Genomic DNA, 20091 nt, shown 5'->3' with positions numbered 1-20091 from the left:
TATTCTAGTGGACACATTAATTTAACGTTTGATTTCACTTATGGGAAATTTTTTCCGACGTCCTCAGGTCTCTTTAGGCATGAAAACAAAACAATTAAAATATGAAGCGCTAGTGAGAGCTTATAGCGATGATTTATATCGTTATGGCATCTGGTTATGCCGAGATCCAAACATAGCGGAAGACTTAGTTCAAGAAACTTTCTTACGTGCTTGGCGGTCTTTAGAGTCTTTAAAAGATCAAGGCGCAGCTAAATCATGGTTAATTACCATTTTACGCCGGGAGAATGCTAGACGTTTTGAAAGGAAACAATTCGACTTAGTGGATATTGAAGAGTCTTATGTACCGGATACTTTGTCAGTTGGTTCGGAGCAAGAAGTTGAAAATCATTTGTTACGACGAAAGATTGCCGAACTTGAACCTGAATATAGAGAACCATTAGTGTTGCAGGTTATTGGTGGGTTTTCAGGTGAAGAGATTGCTGTAATTCTTGAGCTAAATAAAAACACTGTAATGACAAGATTATTTAGAGCTAGAAACCAATTAAAAGACGTATTAGAGCCACAGGAACAACATAGAGGTATCGAAAATGGATGATTTAACTTTTCGTAAACGTATTTATGCTAATCCCGATGATAATGCACAAGATATTGTTGATGCATGCCAGAATGATAAAAATAAAGCTAAATTCAAATCAGATATGAAAACATTTGATTCAAAGTTAAAACAAGCTTTGACAGTGAGTACGCCTGATAATTTGGCGGAGAAAATTTTATTATCACAATCTATCGAAACACAAAAAGGTTCAATAAAAAGTACAAAATTTCATTTGGCCATCGCCGCGTCTGTTGCTGTTTTGGTCGGTGTTATTTCTGTGAAGTTTGGACTGACTTACAATTTTGATAATGTTGGTGAGTACGCTATCGCACATCATAATGCGGATATAAAACATGCCAGTGATAACTATACTTACAGCCTAGCTCAAATTAATTCAAAATTAGCGGCTTATGGTGGTGAGATTATTGATGCATTGCCAAATATATCATTTGCGAATACGTGTTATTTTGGTCGGGTTAAAAGTTTGCACATGGTATTTCAAGGTGAGAAATTCCCTGTAACGGTATTTTTAATTCCAAATGAAACCGGTTTAGCGCAAAGCACTAATTTTTCGGACCAGGATTATAATGGCGAAACGATTAATGTGAACAATAATCAATTATTGATCATTACGCATAAAGACGATCCGAATAAAGATTGGTCAAAACAGTTAACCCAATCCATTAAGTGGAAAAACGTTTAACCGTTATTAGCCAAAGTTGATGACAACTTTGGCTAAATTATTCTTGTTAATATACTTACCTAGAAAATTATTTTAAATGTTATGCTTAATTAGATAAAATTCTCAATATACATCTAAGAGGCGAAATATGGACAATTTTGATAAACACATTCTGTCACTCCTGCAACAAAACAGTTCATTATCTTTAGCCGAGATCTCAGAGCAAGTAGGCTTAAGCCAAACCCCTTGCTGGCGACGCATCCAACAATTAGAAAAGAGTGGTGTTATTCGTAAACGCGTTGCTCTTTTAGACTCTGACAAACTCAACGTCGGTTTAACGGTTTTTGTAAATCTAAAAACCAACCAACATAACCCAGACTGGTTAAACTCAGTGAATACATTTGCCAATAACTCCCCTGAAGTCACCGAATTTTATCGCATGAGTGGTGACACTGATTATTTGTTAAAAGTATTAGTCCCTGATATGAAAGCCTATGACGAATTTTATAAACGTTTAATTGGCCAAGCTGGGTTTTCTGATGTCAGTTCAAGCTTTTCAATGGAACAAATGAAATATTCGACTGAAGTACCATTATCATACTGTTGATTCTACAAAATAAAAGTATATTGAATTTATTAACTAACTAATATCATTTTTTTAGTTATATTTTTTAATATGTAATAAAAACAGACAAAATCAGAAAAAACATTTTTCCATATTTCGACATAATATCTCCATTACATTCTTCAGAGAGTCATTATGTTAGAACAATATTTTTCTCCTTTTCGTAAGCACATTATCGGTCAGTCATTAACTCATTCTATCAATGGGACTGAACAAGATATTATTTATGCTGACTGGACGGCCAGTGGCCGCTTATATCGCCCTATTGAAGACTACCTAACTAATACATTAGGTCCCTTTGTTGCCAATACTCATACTGAAACTAATTTAACTGGTAGCACTATGACTCAGGCTTACCATGATGCTCAACATGTTATAAAAAAACATGTTAATGCCAGTGATGATGACGCCTTAATTTGTGCAGGTTCGGGCATGACAACCGTGGTTAATAAACTACAAAGAATGCTTGGTTTAAGAATACCAGAACAGTTTCAAACCCAATGTGATTTACCCGATACTCAAAAGCCCGTGGTATTTATCACACACATGGAACATCACTCCAATCAAACAACATGGAATGCCTGTAATGTAACTGTCGTTGTGATCAATAAAGGTGTAAACGGCAAACCTTGTGCAAATGATCTACAACAAAAATTAATAGAATATGCTGACAGACCTATGAAGATAGGTTCATTCACAGCTTGTAGTAACGTCACAGGTATTAAAACCGACTATCATGCATTAGCTAAAATTATGCACCAACATGGCGGCATTTGTTTTGTCGACTTTGCTTGTTCTGCGCCTTATGTTGATATTGATATGCACCCTGCTGATCCGGAAGAAAAGTTAGATGCGATATTTTTCTCACCGCATAAGTTTTTAGGCGGCCCAGCAAGTTCAGGTGTTTTAGTATTTGATAAGACCTTATACGCGAATAAGGTACCTGATCAGCCTGGTGGCGGCACAGTAACTTGGACAAACCCTTGGGGTGAACAAGGCTTCTTTGATGATATAGAAACCCGAGAAGATGGTGGCACACCAGGTTTCTTACAAACGATTAAAGTAGCATTAGCTATAAAAGTAAAAGACCAAATGGGTACTGACAATATTCAACAACGAGAAACGGAATTAACCCAAATCTTAATGTCAGGCGTAAATAATATTGACGGAGTTGAAGTGTTAGAAAAAGACGTTACCGAACGTCTATGCATTGTGTCTTTTTATGTCCCTAACTTACATTACAATTTAATTGTTAGGTTATTGAACGACAAATTTGGTGTTCAGTCCCGTGGTGGTTGCAGTTGTGCAGGCACATATGGCCATATACTTTTAAATGTAGATAAAGACATGTCGGGTTCAATAACCAATAAAATTGATAATGGGGATTTAACCGACAAGCCAGGCTGGGTAAGACTATCCTTGCACCCAACCACCACCAATGCTGAAGCACAATATGTCGTTAATTCACTAAGACAAGTGGTTGAAAACGCAAATTCTTGGTCTAAAGAATATCAATTTGATTTATTATCGGGTGACTTTAAACCAATTAATCAAACAACTCAGTTTGTGACCTTGCAAGACTTTAATCCTCTAGAAGAGACAACCAATACTCAAACAGCATCACATAAGTCTTGGTGGCAAAAATTAGTTGGTTAACCGTTACCTTCATAAATTAATATGCAGACATAAAAAAAGGAGCTTTAAGCTCCTTTTTACATCTTTAAAAAATTAAAGAATTTCTAATAATTCAACATCAAATACTAATGTTTGGAATGGACCAATTGCGCCACCAGCACCTTGCTCACCGTATGCTAATTGGTAAGGAATAGCTAAACGCCATTTTGACCCAACAGTCATCATTTGTAATGCTTCAGTCCAACCAGCAATAACGCCACCAACTGGGAATTCAGCAGGTTGACCACGATCGTAAGAGCTGTCAAAAACAGTCCCATCAATCAAAGTGCCATGGTAATGCGTTCTTACAGTACTTGCTGCTGTAGGTTTTTCGCCTTCACCAGTTGTAAGTACTTCATATTGTAGACCTGATTCTGTAACCGTTACTTCATCACGTTTTGCATTTTCATCTAAAAACTTTTGGCCTTCAGCTGAAGCTTCTTTTGCTTGTTCAGCTTGTTGTGCTTGCATTCTCTCGTTGATAACACCAAATGCGGCACGAAGGTCTTCAACTTCTACTGCATATTCGTTACCGTTTAATGCATCCATTACACCTTGTGCAACTGCATTAGCATCTAAACCTTCAAAAGGGTTGCTGGCAACTTGGTCGCCGATTTGACGGCCAATACCGTAACTTGCTTGTTGTTCAACAGTAGTAAACTGAGACATATAATCACTCACTCTTCATTTTGATGGGATAAAAAATAAAGGCGCGATGTTATCATAGATGAATATAAATTTGGTGGCTTTTTACTGCGGATACTTAGGGATGGCAAAAAAAATATAAAAAAACAGGCATCAAAGCGCCTGTATTTTCATTATCGATATTTATGTTTAATCCTCTTCGCCTTCGAACAAGCGGAATAATATCCGTCTAACATTTTCTGGTTCAAATGGCTTATCACACATAGCATTAACACCAGACTGCTCAATGTTTGATAAATGGGCTTCATTAGCTTCTGAACTCACCATTAACACAGGAATATGAGATTGCTCACTTTCTTTACGAATATACTCAGTCAATTCTTGACCGTTCACTTCAGGCATATTGTAATCAGTTACGACCAAGTCAAACATGTTGTCTTTAATAATAGAGATAGCTTCCGCACCATCGGCCGCTTCGGTAATACGCTCGATCCCTAAACTACGTAACACTCGAGAAACAAAGTTACGTGCCATTTTACTATCATCAACCACTAAAACACGTATCGAGTGAACATCAAAAAAGTTTAATTCGAGTTCATTGGCCGTTAATAAATCTAACGTTGAGTTAATCGCTTTGGCTAAATGATCGTGGTTAAATGGTTTTGGTAATATTGCCACCACACCCGATTGCCTAAACTCTTCCAATTGTTCTTTTCTATGTTCACTAGAAACAAGCATAAAAGGCACATCTTCGGTCATGGGATCATTTTTTAATATTTTAACTAAATCCAAAGCACTGCCGTCAGTAAAATGCATAGCACTAGCGACTAAGTCAGGTGCACTTAACTTAATTGATGCAAGTGCACTTTCTATATTATTGGCTAATTGAATGTGGGTAATATTTTCAGATTTTAATAAGTTAACAATAATTTTTTGTTGGGTCGTTGAAGGTTCAACTAACAAAATGGATAAATCCGCAGGGGTCAATTCTGACATTCATTTATTCTCTATAAAATTGGCTTAACCGCCAGCTAATTTACAAACGTAGCCTAATGATTCAACTACGCTTTTTACTCTTTCGCGATCATCTCCCTGGATCTCAATAGTGTTATCTTTTACCGCTCCACCAGTGCCACATTTCTTTTTAATGGTTTGGGCCATTTTTTTAAATTCGCTTTCAGGTAATACAATACCTTCGATAATAATGACGCCTTTACCTTTACGCCCTTTCGTTTGCCTAGTCAACTTAACAACACCATCTTTAAGGCTTTCCCCTAGTATTACAGGGCCTTTGGGCTTGTTATCAACTTTACCACCATCAGTAGAATATACTAGAGTACTCAATTTATCTTGCCAATCAGACATCACTAACTTCTCGATTACTTAACACAATACAAATTTATCATAATCAAACACCACATTTATAGAATTCTGTTTAAAAACGGTAATTTAAACTGGATTTTTTATCATTCCAGAAGTAGGCTTTGTTCATTAAATAATACATAATAGATTAGCTCTAGTGTAATTTTATACTGTAGAAGCTAATTAGGAGCCAGTGAATGAGTCTATCTACCTCTACGTCTGCAGACGGACAAATAGTTACCATTGAAATTAAAGGTAAGTTTGATTTCAATTTTGTGCAAGATTTTAGAAGTGCGTACTCCTCTATTGAAGGTGCGATTGATGTTATAGTTGTTGATCTTCGCGAAACCGAATACATGGATAGTTCAGCTTTAGGTATGTTATTAAACATGCAAAAAAGCATGACAGGACGAGTAAACAAAATAAAAATAGCAAACTGCAAACCACAAATTAAAAAAATCTTACAAATTTCACGATTTGATAAAAAGTTCGATATAGATTGATTTGAAAACACATTTAAAAGTTCTTGTCGTTGATGATCAAGAGATAAACCGTAAGCTTTTACATCATATGTTAAATCACGATGGATTTGATGTTGTATTAGCCAGCGACGGTTTACAAGCTATAGAACTTTACAAAACTGAACACCCAGACCTCGTTTTATTAGATGTTGTCATGCCCAATTTAGATGGGTATGAAACGGCTCCCATTTTAAAAGAACTTGCCGGTGAAGTTTATTTACCCATCATATTTATAACGGCTTTAGAAGATCAAGATAGTCTTTCTAGGTGTTTGGATGTTGGGGGTGATGACTTTCTAAGCAAACCCTTTGACCGGGTTATTTTACAAGCAAAAATCAAAGCGCACTCTCGAATTCGTGATTTAAGCCAAAAAACGTTTGAGCAGAAGAAAGAACTCGACTTTTATCGTCTTAAAACAGAACGAGAACATCAAATAGTTGAGCATATATTTGACCGTGCACTTGAAGGTAATTATCAAGTACCGCATTTATTAGAATACCACCTATCACCTGCATCCATGTTTAATGGCGACCTAATGTTAGTTGCATTAGGGCCGACCGGAAACCTGTATATTATGATGGGAGACTTTACCGGGCATGGTCTTGCTGCAGCGATAGGAACTTTACCAGTATCGCGTGCTTTCTATTCTATGGTACAGAAAGGATTAGCCGTTGGTGATATTGCCATTGAAGTTAATGAGATTTTATTAAAATTATTACCTGACGATATGTTTTGTGCTGCCAGTATTATCGAACTGCACAATAATGGAAAAAGTTTATCTGTTTGGGCTGGCGGTACGCCAGACATGTACCTTGTTAATGATAAAAATGGTCAATTAATGACAATACATTCGCAACATATGGCACTGGGCATATTGGATAATCAAGAGTTTGACTCAGATCTATTAAACTTTTCCGTCCATAAACATCAAAGATTGATCATGTTTACTGATGGTGTCGTTGAAATTACAGACGAAAACGAACAAATGTTTGGTTATGAACGTTTAACAAATTTGTTAACGTCTCCAGATTACTGTGAATTGCCTCTAATAATAGAAGAGTTATATGATTTTTCCGCTGGTGTGGAGCAAGATGATGATATTTCAATTTTATCGTTACGCTGTGCTGAAGTGAACTCTAACTTGGAACAAATTGAAAACAGCTACTCTAACCTCCCCCATCAATTCAACTTGGTGTTAAACGCTAACAGTATTAAAACATCAGACCCGGTATTAGAAGTCATTGACATGATCACCCACATAAAAGGGGCTGAAGAACATAGATCAACCTTATTTTTAATTTTATCAGAAGCTTACAATAATGCGCTTGAACATGGTTTATTAGATTTATCATCGAGTATCAAAGACAGTGAGGATGGATTTGTTGATTACTATTTACAAAGAGATTACAAGCTTAATGAATTAAATTCGGGAAGTATCACCATCGACGTAAAATATAGTCCTCAAGAAACGATGCTCTATTTAACCATTACTGACAGCGGTAAAGGTTTTGATGTAACTAGAGAATCATCTGACTTAGATAATTATGAAAAACATGGCCGTGGTTTTTTAATCTTAAATGAACTGGCCGCTTCTGTTCAATATAATGACAAAGGCAATCAAATGAAAATTGCTTACCAACTTAACGTTTCAGATTAAATAAACGGTTAATCCCCTTCCTCTGCTTGCTGAATACAACCTCCTTTTTATCAACACCAATCCAAAATTTAGCCATGCTCAAGAGCAATATAATCAAGTTTATCGGCAAATCATCTAACAACTTACATTTTAGGTTCACTGTTTGATAAAAACTTAGATAAATATTGAAATAAAGTATTTACATCTTAAACAAATAACAATAGCATCAAGGACGTTTAGACGGCTAGAGGTGTGAAATTGAAACTTACCAATAAATTTTATAATGAACTTTCAACTTGGTGTACAGAAAAACAGCCAGAAGTTCGTTACCAATTCCAAGTTCCTTTATTAGGGGAAGGCGGCACATGCTCATTATTTGGTGAGTTAGACCCTGTTGAATTTGATTTAACCTCAACGCTTACCGAACAAGAATTAGCGCTATTACCCTTATTACAAAATATCACTAATTGGGTTGCACATAATAGCGAAGTTGACTGGTTTGGTATCTATTTGAGTAGAACACAAACCAATGGTGAAAAGGTATTAACCAAAATGAGTTATTTTGGTAACCCTAGTCGAGCAGAATTTCCATTAAATGAAAAATTTTCCACATTGAGTAATAACGCCTACGTGGGTTTACATGGTGATAAACGCACCATAAACAACGTTGAGCAATACCGCCAAGATGGTGGTGAATATTATACTTGTGACCCTAAAGTAAAGAGTGAGTTATGCTGGCCAATTATTTCTAATAAAAATAATACAAGCATTCACCCACAACCAAAAATACTTGGTATCATAGACGCAGAATGTTTTGAAAATGACCGTTTTGACGAAAAAACACAAGCGCTATTTGAAGCTGTTTGTCAGTTTTTGTCTGAAAACCTAACTAACTAAAATGAAGAGACAATTTCATGTTTAATCAATTACAGCCAGTACCTACCGATCCAATATTGGGCTTGATGACTGAGTATAAAGCCGACAACAACCCTAAAAAAGTCGATTTAAGTGTTGGTGTTTATAAAAATGAACAAGGTGATACACCAGTATTGGCTGCAGTTAAAAAAGCGGAAGAGTACAGACTTAATAACGAACAATCTAAAGCCTATTTAGGTATGGCTGGTGATGTTCGCTTTAATGAAGCGATGACCAATTTATTATTTGGTGAACATGATGTTGTTAAATCTGGACGTGTAAAAACGGCACAAACACCTGGCGGCACTGGCTCTTTAAGAGTTGCAGCTGAATTTATTGCACGTTGTAATCCAACTGCAAAAGTTTGGGTAACTAACCCAACTTGGGCTAATCATATTAGCATCTTTAATGCTGCAGGTTTACAAGTTGAAGAATTCCCTTATTTTGACTTTGACACTATGGGCCTGAAATTTGACCAAACGGTTGAGACCTTAAGCAAAGTACCTGCTGGCGATATCGTTTTATTACACGCCTGTTGCCACAACCCGAGTGGTATGGATTTGAACCTTGAACAATGGCAAACCGTTGCAGATATCGCTAAACAACAAGGCTTTACCATTTTAATCGACTCTGCCTATCAAGGCTTTGGAGAAGGATTAAATGAAGATGCGGCGGGTCTGCGTTTATTAGCATCTCAAGTAGAAGAAATGATTGTGTGTTCTTCATGTTCTAAAAACTTTGGTTTATATCGTGATCGTATTGGTGCTATTAGTATTATTGGTACTGACCCGGCAAAAGCTGAGATTGCGTTTAGCGTTGCATTAGGCGTTATCCGTGCGATTTACTCTATGCCTCCTGCACATGGTGCCGATATAGTCGCAACCATATTAAGCAGCCAAGAGTTAACCTCTTTATGGCATCAAGAGTTAGATGAAATGCGCACTCGCATTAACGGCTTACGTAGTTTTGTTGTTGATAAATTCAAAGAGAAAGGTGTACCAGGTAACTTTGACTTTATTGCAAAGCAAAATGGTATGTTCTCATTCTTAGGAATAGATAAAGAGTCGATAGCGACTCTGAAGAAAGATTACAGCATTTATATAGTTGGTTCTAGCCGTGTAAACGTTGCTGGTGTAAACGACAGTAATGCAGATTACCTTGCAGATGCCTTAGCAAAAGTACTTAATAAATAATACTTCTGTCATCTCAGAACATTAAAAAAAGCCGCAAAGCGGCTTTTTTAGTATTTACAGTTTATAAATCTGTTACGTTACGACTTTCGTAACTTCACTACCACAATAGAAACGACCGCTAATATCATGCAATACCAAACATTAGCTACTACATCTAACGGTGAAATACCAAAAGTGGCTGCCGCTAACAATGCTTGTGCTCCGTAAGGCACTAAACCTTGAGCGATACAACTAAAAACATCCAATAAACTCGCGCTGCGTTTCGGCTCTATACTGCATTCTTGAGCCAATTGTTTTGCAGTATCACCAGTAACGATAATGGCCACGGTATTATTGGCTACCGCTAAATTTGTTGTAAAGGCCAAACTAGCTATTGCAACTTGATTAGTTGAAGATGATGATGATTTTTTACTAAATACCTGCACAAGCTGATTAATTTTTCCGACTAAATAACCTAACCCACCTTGTCGTTTCATTAATTCACTTAACCCACCAATTAACATACTTAATAAAAATATTTCCTGCATATTACTAAAGCCTGTGAAAATATCTTTACCAACTAAAGACAATTGATAATCACCGAGTAAAGCCCCTGTCAGTGCTGAAAGAACAGTACCTAACAATAAAACGAGAAATACATTTACCCCCATGACAGCCAAGATAATAACTAGCAAATATGGTAAACCTAACCAAACGTTAGACACCTCTAACGAAGTGATTTCAGCTGGGTTATTAAATCCAATGAACGCATAAAACGCTATACAAATTAATGCGGCAGGAATTGCAAAGATAAGATTTTCATAGAATTTATCTTTTAACTCAGCGCCCTGAGTTTTGGTAGAAGCTATTGTGGTATCTGAGATTAAACTTAAGTTATCACCAAATATGGCACCGCCTACGACAGCACCAGCAATGATGGCAGGATCAATGGATACATTACCGACAATCCCAACCGCAATCGGTGCAATTGCACCTATCGTTCCCATTGAAGTTCCCATTGCTGTCGCAATAAGTGCAGAAATTAAAAATAATCCAGCGATAACTAAAGGTGCAGGGATAAATTGCAAACCTATGTTAACCATAACATCCACCCCGCCGGTTGCTTGCGCAACCGAAGAAAATGCACCCGCTAAAAGGTAAATCAAACACATAGTGATGACTTTATCATTCCCCATACCTTCGATTAAGGAGGTTAGACTGTTTTCAAGTTTGATGGGTCTACTGGCAAGGTATTTATCTAAACATAAGGCTAAGATAATGGCAGGAATAATGGCAACAGGTGCAGGCAGTTGGTAGAAAGCAAATTCAACGCCTTGTATATGTAACCAAACCCCGGTTCCTAAAAAAATAAGTACAAATAACAGCAAAGGTAAAATAGCTAAGCCGGAAGAATTAGGATGAGTTAACTCATCAAAACCATTGGTTGATTCGCTCACAACAGTACAGCTCCAAATAAATAAAGTTGGAATGTAACACAAAGCCTTGTAAACATCTAGACGTCTAAATAAGTATGTGTGTTAATTGGGTATTACCAGCCTTGTGTATTATCTTCAATCAGCTTACACATCATATCAACATGGCTATCGTCGTCATTTAGACACTCAATGTATTCAAACTTTTGACCACCGGCTTCAATAAAGTACTCTTTATTTTCTTCAGCGATCTCTTCTAACGTTTCCAAACAATCCACTGCAAAACCAGGGCAAATAACTTGCACAGACGAAGTGCCTTTTGCTGCTTCCGCTTTTAAGGTGGCTTCTGTATATGGTTGGATCCATTGTGCTTTGCCAAAACGAGATTGAAACGTGGTCAATATTTGATCGCTAGACAATTCTAACTGCTCAGCAACTAATCGTGCCGTTTTAAAACACTCACAAGCGTATGGGTCGCCTTTATCCCAGTTCCTTTGTGGAATACCATGGAACGACAACATTAATTTTTCCGCTTTACCATTCACTTCCCAATGGTGTTTCACTTTATCAACGAGTGCTTTTATATAATTGTCATTGTCATGATAATGGCTAACAAAACGAATATCAGGTATACGTCGCTGTTGTTGGTAATATTGGCCGACAACGTCAAATATAGATGCGGTCGTTGTCGCTGAATATTGAGGGTATAAAGGGATAACTAAAAGTTTATTGACCCCTTGCTCTTCCATTAGCTTAAGTTTTTCAACCATATTATCTGAACCATAGCGCATGGCGTAATCCACAATAACCTGATCACTTTTCTGTGATAATTTTTGCGCGACTTTATTGGTTAGGTTTTTGGTGTTAATTAATAAAGGTGAGCCACTTTTTTGCCATATAGATTGATAAGCGGCAGCCGATCGTTTACTACGAAATGGCAAGATGATTAAGTTTAAAATAAACCACCAAATCACTTTAGGGATCTCAACGACTCGTGAATCAGATAAAAACTCTTTTAAATACACTCTTACTGCGGCGGGGGTTGGCTCGGTAGGTGTGCCTAAATTCACTAATAATACACCGGTTTTCATAGGCTTTTTATGGTCGAAGTTTGTACTGTCAGGAGTTTTCATAACGTTGCTTTTATACCTAGGTTTACGCAAAAAATAAGAAATAGCGTGTGAATTGTTTCAGTTATGGCAATAGTTGCCGATAATAAAGATATTCTTTTTAATCCACCAGAGTTTTATATGAAACGTCATATTCTGCTGATGTTGATCTGCTTAAGTGTAAAGTACGCTTTTGCCAGCTCGGTGGATCACACTGCGCCAATAAGTCTCAGTGCACTTCAAGCTATAGACATTAGGCATTATGTTCAAGATCAAGAGATAAATATTTTATCGCTTGATGATCATGACTATTTAACTTTAGAAAAAGAAGAAACCACAGGTTTTCCCCGTGGTATCGCATTTATCGTTCCTGAGATAAATCAACCAATCACCCAACAACCTGCAATAAAGATGTTATACGACAACTTAACGGAATACGGCTGGCGCAGTTTATTATTAACTATGCCCAACTTAGAACAAAACAATGGGAGTTTACATGACGTACCAAAAGCAGATACTGAAGAGTCACCAAGTGCGCCTGATGTCAGTCAATCACCAGAGACAAGTTCAACCCTTCCAGAAGAGCCCGGACAAGAAATGGCAGCTTCAAATGATAGTCAAACAACTGCAGAACCAAACCTTAATATAAAGGCCTTTCATCAAGAAGATATATATTCGGAAGTCGAGAATACTAAAATTGAACAGGAAATTTTAAAACGTGTCGAAACCGCATGGCAATACGCTGAACAATTTCCAGGTTATTTTATTTTTATCTGCCAAGGTAAAAGTTGCGCTTGGTTAACCAGCTTATTTCAACAACAGAAGTTAATGCAGCCTGATGCATTGGTTATGTTAAGTGCACACATGCCTCAATCCAATTTAAATAGGCAGTTTGCGCAACAACTGAGTGAAACGGAATTTCCAGTATTAGAGTTATTCAAGCCAATGGATAACCAGTGGGTGACGAGTGCGATTCACTATCGTAAGAAATTAGCCAGAAAAAACTACAAAACCGATTACCGACAACGAAAACTGAATAGTCATGTAGCCTTTGGTGACTCAAACTTAAGGACAGTTAAAGAAATATATGGGTTTCTTACTGCCGTTGGCATGTAACCTTAAACCGACAACTCTTTTCTAAATTACAGTCAAAACTGGTTAGAATTTACGTGCTTTTTTAATAATCTCGTATGCCGATTGAATATCTTGTGTTTTTTGTTTTGCCACTTCCATCATTTCTGGTGGTAAACCTTTTGCAACTAACTTATCTGGATGGTTTTGCGACATTAACCGTTTGTAAGCTCGTTTAATTTCTTTCGTGGTTTCGTTCTCAGAAATACCCAATAAAGCATATGCGTCTGCCACACTTGGCGAACTAATATCTCGTGTATTATTTTGGCGTTGATGATCGCCACTATCGCTACTACTGCTATTCGCTCTTCGGCGTTCATATTTTCTATTTTTTTGCTGCTGGTCTTTTTTATAGTTTTGAAATCTAAGTTCCGCTTCCCACATCACAATCAATTGCCCTAAATGACGTTTAGTGAAACCTAATTGCTTAGCGATATTGAGTAACAACTCATATTCCGCGGGTTCTAAGATTGAATCTGAATAGGCAGTTTGAATTTGAATTTCGATAAAAAACTGACATAAGTCTTGGCGTTTACCAAAGTATTGTTTAAATAAATTGATTTTTTTCTTGATTGGAAAACCTAATGACTTCCCTTCCCTAAATGCCTCTTTAGCTTCAGCAACTTGTTCTTTAGACAAGCCCATATGTGTCATAAACTCATTCGCAGTTTGAATATGTTCAGGTGTTACATTGCCACTCGCTTTAGCGACATGCCCCATAACGGAGAACGTGGTGTAAAAGAAGATAGCCTGTTTGGAGTCGCCACTTGATAACCATTGCTCTACATTTTGTTTATTCGCAAAGCGTTTAACCGCACGATCAAACAAGTGTCCTAGATATAAGCCGATTAACGCACCCACAATGTTTCTTAATAATAAGAAACCAAAAAAAGCCCCTACAATTTTACCCGTCAAAACTACTCACTTTGTTGACTTTAAATATTCACCAATCAATATGGGTTCAAATTCAAAAGATTCAATTTAGATTAATTACAAAAGTATCAATAAATAAGCCCTGAAATACATTAAATTGCAGAGCGCGCGTAGTATAGCGCAAAAAAATCAGATAGAATTCCATGGTTAACTAAATCGTAAAAATTAAACTTTATTTTGTTGTTCCACATCTTGAATTTTAGGGGTTAAATTGTCGTCTACTCGTTTCGCAAATATGTTATCTAAATTAACCTTTGCCCTACCACGACAATCTATTTTTATTGTTGCTTCTTTCCTATCAGTGAACTCTCATGTTAACGCTGAACCGGTTTGTGAAGTAAAACCTATCAAGTCACCTAAAAAATCAACCATTGATGACTTTATTCATAAACCAGATGAAGTCATTGTTACCAGCGAAAGTGCCGATTTGATTAGAGGTAACTACACTGAGTTTAATGGTAATGTCACCATATTCCAGCAAGAACAAACCATTCAAGCCGACAATGCCATTTATGATGAATTATCAAACCAATTTAGAGCAACTGGCAATATCAAATTAGTGGCAGATGCAGCAACGGTTACCGGCTTATCCATTTTTCTAGATGAAGAAAATCAAGATTTAGAACTGTTAGGCGCTAACTACCAATTTGGTTTTAATGCTGGAAGAGGTCAAGCCGATGTATTTTCAATTGAAAGCAGTAATGAACTTGAATTAAAAGGGGCGACGTTTACCACTTGCCCTGGTGATGATCCTAGTTGGTTATTCTCGGCCGATGAAATCCAAATCGACCAAGAAAAAGGCTGGGGCGAAGCATGGAATACCGTTTTTAAAATCGCTGATGTGCCAATTATTTACGTTCCGTATATTACCTTTCCAATCTCAGATAAAAGAAAAACAGGGTTGTTATTCCCTGAGGTGGGTAACTCGACACGATACGGAAGTTATATCGCCCAACCTATCTATTTTAATTTAGCTGACAATTATGATCTCACATTAACGCCTAAATACATGTCAGATCGAGGGTTGTTATTCCAGTCTAATTTCCGTCATATAAACCATAACTCTGACAATATTTTACAATTAGAATATTTAAATGAGGACAAGTCAGAAGTTGACTTAGGAGCTAGGCATCTCGCTTATTGGCAACACGAATCAAATTGGCAAGATAAATGGAATGTTCAATTACAATGGACTGACTTAAGCGATGATAATTTTATCAGTGAATTCACGAGTGATTACCATCATCAAGCGGACACCCATTTAAATAATTTTGTTATGTTAAATTACTATGGCGAACACACAAACGTGTCTTTGTTATCTCAAGATATGTATGAACTTGGCCCTCATATACAATCCTATCGACTGCCAATCCAAATGACAGTCGACTGGAGTGCAAGTGACACGGCTGATCCGGTTAAGTTGTTAATTAACAGTCAATACAGCTTGTTTGAAAATGAATACAGAGAAATTGATGAAGTTCAACGTTTACATTTAGCGCCTGAAGTAACCTATCAGTTTAATACCCCAGCATTTCAGTTATTAGCCAGTGGCAGTTACTTATCAACTTTATACAAGCAAAGTAACAGTACATTACAGCAAGAACAGGAATTAACGCGAAATTTAGCAAAAGCTCGAATTTTGGCAGGTATTAGTCTAGAAAAAGAAACCACCTACTTTAAACAAGATGTACGTCAAACGCTGGAACCAAAGATTCAATATTTATATGTAGAAGATGTCGACCAAAGTAATATTGGTTTATATGATTCTCAGTTATTAAAAGAAGATTATTTTTCTTTGTTCAGAGATAATAATTACTCAGGTATAGATAACATATCCGCAGCAAATCAAGCAACGATTGGATTTAGTACCAGTATCTTTGATAAATCCAATAAAGAGTTGTTTCGTTTTGGTCTAGGTCAGGTATATAAATTTAATAAAGATAAAGATGGAACTAATGATTCACTAACGAGCTCTAAGCCGGCAGTTGCGGTTGAGTGGTTTGGACAATTAACGGATAACTGGCAGTTAGACGGGGGTATTTTATATAATCAAGATACCCAAAATATTGATACCGGCTTTGTTTCTTTGGATTATTGGTTAGCAAAAGATAAAAACTTTCAGTTCAATCATAGATACGCCAAGGATGTCGCCGGCATAAAAATAAACCAAGCGGGCATCTTTGCAAGTTACCAAATTAATTCTACCTGGGCGGTGGCAACAAGCTATCACCAAGACTTAGAATCAGATACCAATATGGATGCCTTAGTAGGTTTTGAATATAGATCCTGCTGTTGGAGCATACAGTTAGCAGCCAAACGACAAATTGTTGTCGATTTAAATAACGACCAAATTGAGTCCGGTGCAGATGTCCAATACGACAACGGAATTAGTTTCAATTTTAAAATTAGTGGATTAGGCGGCGACTTATCGTCAAACATTGCAAATTTATTCTCAGAAAGTATTTTTGCCTACCGTCGCCCTTATTTAATAACAAATTAAAAAAATATAAGAGAAAAGTAATGATAAACAAATCAATTATAAGTCTAACTTTATTGTGCAGTCTGTTTGTCTCAGCCGCAATTCAAGCTGAACCCAAACCTATTGACCATGTCACTGTTATTGTAAATGACGGCGTTATATTAGAAGGTGAAATTCAAGCAATCATTGACGAAGTTAAAAGTACAGCGTTACTAAATAACCAATCTTTACCTTCAGATCGCGCCCTTAGAGCCCAGGCCGTTGACCGATTAATTTTAAATAGCATACAAATGCAAATGGCTGAGCGTATGGGGATTCAAGTGAGTGATGCTCACCTTGATTCGGTTTTACAAAACATCGCCCAAAGCCAAAATATTAGCGTAGAACAAATGCGCCAAGAGATAGTAAAAAGCGGTGAGAGTTATGAACGTTATCGTGAAAAATTAAGAGAAGAAGTCGCGCTTAATGAAGTTCGTCGAGGTAATGTTCACAGACGCGTTAATATCTCATTACAAGAAGTGACTACGTTAATTGGTTTAATGGATGAAAACTCTAGTAAAGAAGAATATCAAATTGGGCACATACTCGTATCAGTTCCAAGTAAAGCTGCACAATCTGAAGTCGATGCAAAAAAAGATATTGCTGACAAAGTTATCTCGCTATTAAAAGATGGCAGCGACTTTAAAAAAGTAGCAATCGCGTCATCATCAGGTGCTAAAGCGTTAGAAGGTGGTGACTGGGGTTATATGGGGATTAATGAAATGCCTTCGTTATTCTCAGAAAGTGTTCGTGGCAAGAAGACCGGTGATTTAATTGGTCCACTTCGTTCTGGCGCAGGTTTCCACATTGTTAAAATCTTAGACATCCGTGGACGTCAAACTGTTGAAGTTAAAGAAGTATTAGCCCGTCATATCTTAATAACGCCTTCAATTATCTTAAGCGAAGAAAAAGCTAAAAACATGCTAAATAAATTCTTAGCGCAAGTTGAAGATGGTTCAGCTGATTTTGGTAAATTAGCTAAACAACACTCTGAAGACCCAGGTTCAGCGTTAAAAAATGGTGAATTAGGTTGGGCAAATCCTGATATTTATGCCCCTAAGTTTAAAGAAGTTTTAGCAAGTTTAAAGATCGGTGAATACAGTAAACCTTTTCGTACTCAGTTTGGTTGGCACGTAGTGCAACTAATGGAAGAAAGAACAGCTGATGCAACAGAGAAAAGTAAACAAGATCAAGCTTATCAAATTTTATATAAACGTAAATTTGCAGAAGAAACAGAAAACTGGTTAAGAGAAATTCGTGACCAAGCCTTTATTGAAGTAATTGCGGAATAATATGCTTAGTAGAATAGCCATCACACCGGGCGAACCAGGCGGTATAGGCCCTGATATAACAATTCAAGTTGCCCAATTAGAATGGGATACTCAACTTATTGTTGTGGCGGATAAAGAGATGATGCGTGAACGAGCGAGAAAGCTTGGTTTGCCGTTAACACTGGTTGACTTTGATGCAGACAATCCAGTCATTAAGCATGTCCCAGGACAACTCTTTATTGCCCATGAGCCATTAAGTGAAACGGCCGTTGCAGGCGAACTAAATGAAGCCAATGGCCACTATGTTGTTGAAACATTAAGAATTGCCAGTCAAGGTAATATGGATAACTTTTATGATGCGGTGGTCACAGGGCCGGTTCATAAAGGCATTATTAATCAATCAGGTGTTCCTTTTAGCGGACACACTGAGTTTTTTGCCACACACTCAAATACCTCTGATGTTGTGATGTTATTAGCAACTGAAGGATTACGTGTCGCTCTAGTTACGACACATATTCCTTTGCAATATGTGTCAAAAGCAATTACGCCAGAACGATTACATAAAGTCACCAGTATTTTGCATAGTGAACTACAAGTTAAGTTTGGTATTAAAAACCCAGCAATTTTTGTCTGTGGTTTAAATCCACATGCTGGTGAAGGCGGCCACCTTGGCCGTGAAGAAATCGAGGTGATAGAGCCAACATTAGAGATCTTAAGAAATCAAGGTATGAATCTAATTGGCCCTTTACCTGCTGACACCTTATTCCAAGAAAAATACTTACAAGATGCAGATGCCGTTTTAGCTATGTATCACGATCAAGGTTTGCCTGTATTAAAATACAAGGGATTTGGTAACGCAGTAAATATCACCTTAGGCTTACCTTATATCAGAACGTCTGTCGATCATGGTACGGCTTTAGATCTAGCGGGAACTGGTAACGCAGATACTGGCAGCATGAAAGTGGCCATTACACATGCTATTAAAATGGCAAATGAAAAATTAGCGAGAACCTCTAAATGAGCAAACATAGACCATCAAAAAAAGTGACCAATGTAAAAAAAGGAGTTCATTTAGGGCATAAAGCAAAAAAAGGTTTGGTCAAAACTTCCTTAATGATGCCGACATCATTGACCGTATTGTTCGTGCTATCAACCCAAAAGTAGGTGATAAGTTACTAGAAATTGGTCCTGGTTTAGGCGCTATCACAGAACCAGTCGCTGAATTAACCGATGTATTAAATGTGGTTGAATTAGACCGTGAATTAGCACACCGATTAAAAACGCACCCATTTTACGGCAGCAAATTAAATATCTTCGAAGGCGATGCGTTACAGTTTGATTTTAATGAAATCATCAAACCAGGTGAAAGGTTCAAAATTTTTGGTAATTTACCGTATAACATCTCTACACCTCTGTTATTCCACCTTTATAACTATTTAGATAGTATTGAGAACATGCACTTTATGTTGCAAAAAGAAGTGGTTAATCGAATGTGTGCAGCACCAAATAGCAAAGCATTTGGTCGTCTTAGTGTTATGACACAATATTACTGTAAAACCATACCCGTTACTGAAGTACCACCAAGTGCATTTATTCCACCACCAAAAGTGGATTCAGCGGTAATTCGTTTAATTCCAAAGCCACATGAAGAACGTAATCAGGTGAACCCAGCAACACTTAATACCGTTTGTTTAGAAGCGTTTAACCAACGTAGAAAGACCTTAAGAAACAGTTTAAGCAATATTATTAGCCAAGAAGTAATGGTTGAATTAGGTATAGATCCAAACTTACGTGCTGAAAACTTAACGTTATTGCAATTCATTGAACTCGCTCAGTGGTTGGACAAAAATAAAGATAAAAAAGACTAAT

18 protein-coding genes and 1 pseudogene are annotated in these 20091 nt (G+C 37.0%); 13 read left to right on the top strand and 6 right to left on the bottom strand.

Going from position 1 to position 20091, the window contains the following annotated elements; all coding sequences use genetic code 11:
• The first annotated feature begins 28 nt into the window (after positions 1 to 28).
• The 4 genes from RT723_RS16085 (at position 29) to RT723_RS16070 (ending at position 3558) form a co-directional block, all read left to right on the top strand.
• Entirely contained in the window at positions 29 to 595 is a 567-nt protein-coding gene (locus RT723_RS16085) for a sigma-70 family RNA polymerase sigma factor (protein ID WP_428983692.1), read from the top strand.
• Positions 588 to 1298, top strand: coding sequence for a DUF3379 family protein (locus RT723_RS16080; protein ID WP_315948114.1), 711 nt, complete (start codon positions 588 to 590; stop codon positions 1296 to 1298). The genes RT723_RS16085 and RT723_RS16080 overlap by 8 nt, the downstream gene beginning before the upstream one ends.
• Positions 1299 to 1425: 127 nt before the next feature.
• Positions 1426 to 1884: an Lrp/AsnC family transcriptional regulator gene (locus RT723_RS16075; RefSeq protein ID WP_315948112.1), complete on the top strand. Its 459-nt coding sequence runs from the start codon at positions 1426 to 1428 to the stop codon at positions 1882 to 1884.
• Between the two features lie 153 nt (positions 1885 to 2037).
• Entirely contained in the window at positions 2038 to 3558 is a 1521-nt protein-coding gene (locus RT723_RS16070) for an aminotransferase class V-fold PLP-dependent enzyme (protein ID WP_315948110.1), read from the top strand.
• Positions 3559 to 3630: 72 nt separating this feature from the next.
• Here RT723_RS16070 and bamJ read toward each other — a convergent pair whose 3' ends face one another.
• The 3 genes from bamJ to RT723_RS16055 form a co-directional block, all read right to left on the bottom strand.
• A complete protein-coding gene (bamJ, locus tag RT723_RS16065) occupies positions 3631 to 4245 on the bottom strand; it encodes a BamJ family beta-barrel-assembly machinery protein (RefSeq protein ID WP_216054844.1) in 615 nt (204 codons plus the stop codon).
• A gap of 165 nt (positions 4246 to 4410) precedes the next feature.
• Complete coding sequence (locus tag RT723_RS16060; RefSeq protein WP_315948108.1) at positions 4411 to 5217, bottom strand: response regulator; 807 nt, start codon at positions 5215 to 5217, stop codon at positions 4411 to 4413.
• 24 nt (positions 5218 to 5241) lie between these two features.
• Positions 5242 to 5586, bottom strand: a complete 345-nt coding sequence (locus RT723_RS16055) for an SUI1 family translation initiation factor (protein ID WP_315948106.1) — start codon at positions 5584 to 5586, stop codon at positions 5242 to 5244.
• 194 nt (positions 5587 to 5780) lie between these two features.
• On the opposite strand from RT723_RS16055, the gene RT723_RS16050 reads away from it, so the two are divergent.
• From RT723_RS16050 to RT723_RS16035, 4 genes are all read left to right on the top strand, one after another.
• The gene (locus RT723_RS16050; protein WP_216054847.1) at positions 5781 to 6086 is read left to right on the top strand and encodes an STAS domain-containing protein; all 306 of its coding nucleotides are present in this window, start codon (positions 5781 to 5783) and stop codon (positions 6084 to 6086) included.
• Position 6087: 1 nt separating this feature from the next.
• Positions 6088 to 7761 carry an ATP-binding SpoIIE family protein phosphatase gene (locus RT723_RS16045; RefSeq protein ID WP_315948103.1) on the top strand — a complete coding sequence of 558 codons (1674 nt, stop codon included), beginning with the start codon at positions 6088 to 6090 and terminating at the stop codon, positions 7759 to 7761.
• Between the two features lie 231 nt (positions 7762 to 7992).
• Entirely contained in the window at positions 7993 to 8637 is a 645-nt protein-coding gene (locus tag RT723_RS16040; protein ID WP_315948100.1) for a GAF domain-containing protein, read from the top strand.
• A 17-nt stretch (positions 8638 to 8654) separates the two neighbouring features.
• On the top strand, positions 8655 to 9848 hold the full coding sequence (locus RT723_RS16035) for an amino acid aminotransferase (RefSeq protein WP_315948099.1): 1194 nt from the start codon (positions 8655 to 8657) through the stop codon (positions 9846 to 9848).
• A gap of 77 nt (positions 9849 to 9925) precedes the next feature.
• Here RT723_RS16035 and RT723_RS16030 read toward each other — a convergent pair whose 3' ends face one another.
• Both RT723_RS16030 and hemH read right to left on the bottom strand, forming a co-directional pair.
• Positions 9926 to 11284 carry a Na+/H+ antiporter NhaC family protein gene (locus RT723_RS16030; RefSeq protein ID WP_315948097.1) on the bottom strand — a complete coding sequence of 453 codons (1359 nt, stop codon included), beginning with the start codon at positions 11282 to 11284 and terminating at the stop codon, positions 9926 to 9928.
• Positions 11285 to 11376: 92 nt separating this feature from the next.
• Positions 11377 to 12393, bottom strand: a complete 1017-nt coding sequence (hemH, locus tag RT723_RS16025; protein WP_315948095.1) for a ferrochelatase — start codon at positions 12391 to 12393, stop codon at positions 11377 to 11379.
• Between the two features lie 63 nt (positions 12394 to 12456).
• Here hemH and RT723_RS16020 point away from each other — a divergent pair, with 63 nt between their 5' ends.
• Positions 12457 to 13485, top strand: a complete 1029-nt coding sequence (locus tag RT723_RS16020) for a DUF3530 family protein (protein ID WP_315948093.1) — start codon at positions 12457 to 12459, stop codon at positions 13483 to 13485.
• A gap of 42 nt (positions 13486 to 13527) precedes the next feature.
• Here RT723_RS16020 and djlA read toward each other — a convergent pair whose 3' ends face one another.
• Positions 13528 to 14415 (bottom strand): co-chaperone DjlA, encoded by an 888-nt coding sequence (gene djlA, locus RT723_RS16015; RefSeq protein ID WP_315948091.1) that lies wholly within the window; start codon positions 14413 to 14415, stop codon positions 13528 to 13530.
• 229 nt (positions 14416 to 14644) lie between these two features.
• Here djlA and RT723_RS16010 point away from each other — a divergent pair, with 229 nt between their 5' ends.
• From RT723_RS16010 to rsmA, 4 genes and pseudogenes are all read left to right on the top strand, one after another.
• A complete protein-coding gene (locus RT723_RS16010; RefSeq protein ID WP_315948089.1) occupies positions 14645 to 16933 on the top strand; it encodes an LPS-assembly protein LptD in 2289 nt (762 codons plus the stop codon).
• A gap of 20 nt (positions 16934 to 16953) precedes the next feature.
• On the top strand, positions 16954 to 18243 hold the full coding sequence (gene surA / locus RT723_RS16005; protein WP_315948088.1) for a peptidylprolyl isomerase SurA: 1290 nt from the start codon (positions 16954 to 16956) through the stop codon (positions 18241 to 18243).
• A gap of 1 nt (position 18244) precedes the next feature.
• A complete protein-coding gene (gene pdxA / locus RT723_RS16000) occupies positions 18245 to 19243 on the top strand; it encodes a 4-hydroxythreonine-4-phosphate dehydrogenase PdxA (protein WP_315948086.1) in 999 nt (332 codons plus the stop codon).
• Positions 19240 to 20090: pseudogene (rsmA, locus tag RT723_RS15995) on the top strand (16S rRNA (adenine(1518)-N(6)/adenine(1519)-N(6))-dimethyltransferase RsmA). Before pdxA ends, rsmA begins: the two are co-directional and overlap by 4 nt.
• Position 20091: the final 1 nt, after the last annotated feature.

The sequence above is a fragment of the Psychrosphaera aquimarina genome (assembly GCF_032461525.1).
In the GTDB taxonomy this organism is placed as follows: Bacteria; Pseudomonadota; Gammaproteobacteria; order Enterobacterales; family Alteromonadaceae; genus Psychrosphaera; species Psychrosphaera aquimarina.
The sequence above is the reverse complement of the archived record's forward strand: the minus strand, read 5'-3'. Positions and strand labels throughout refer to the sequence as shown.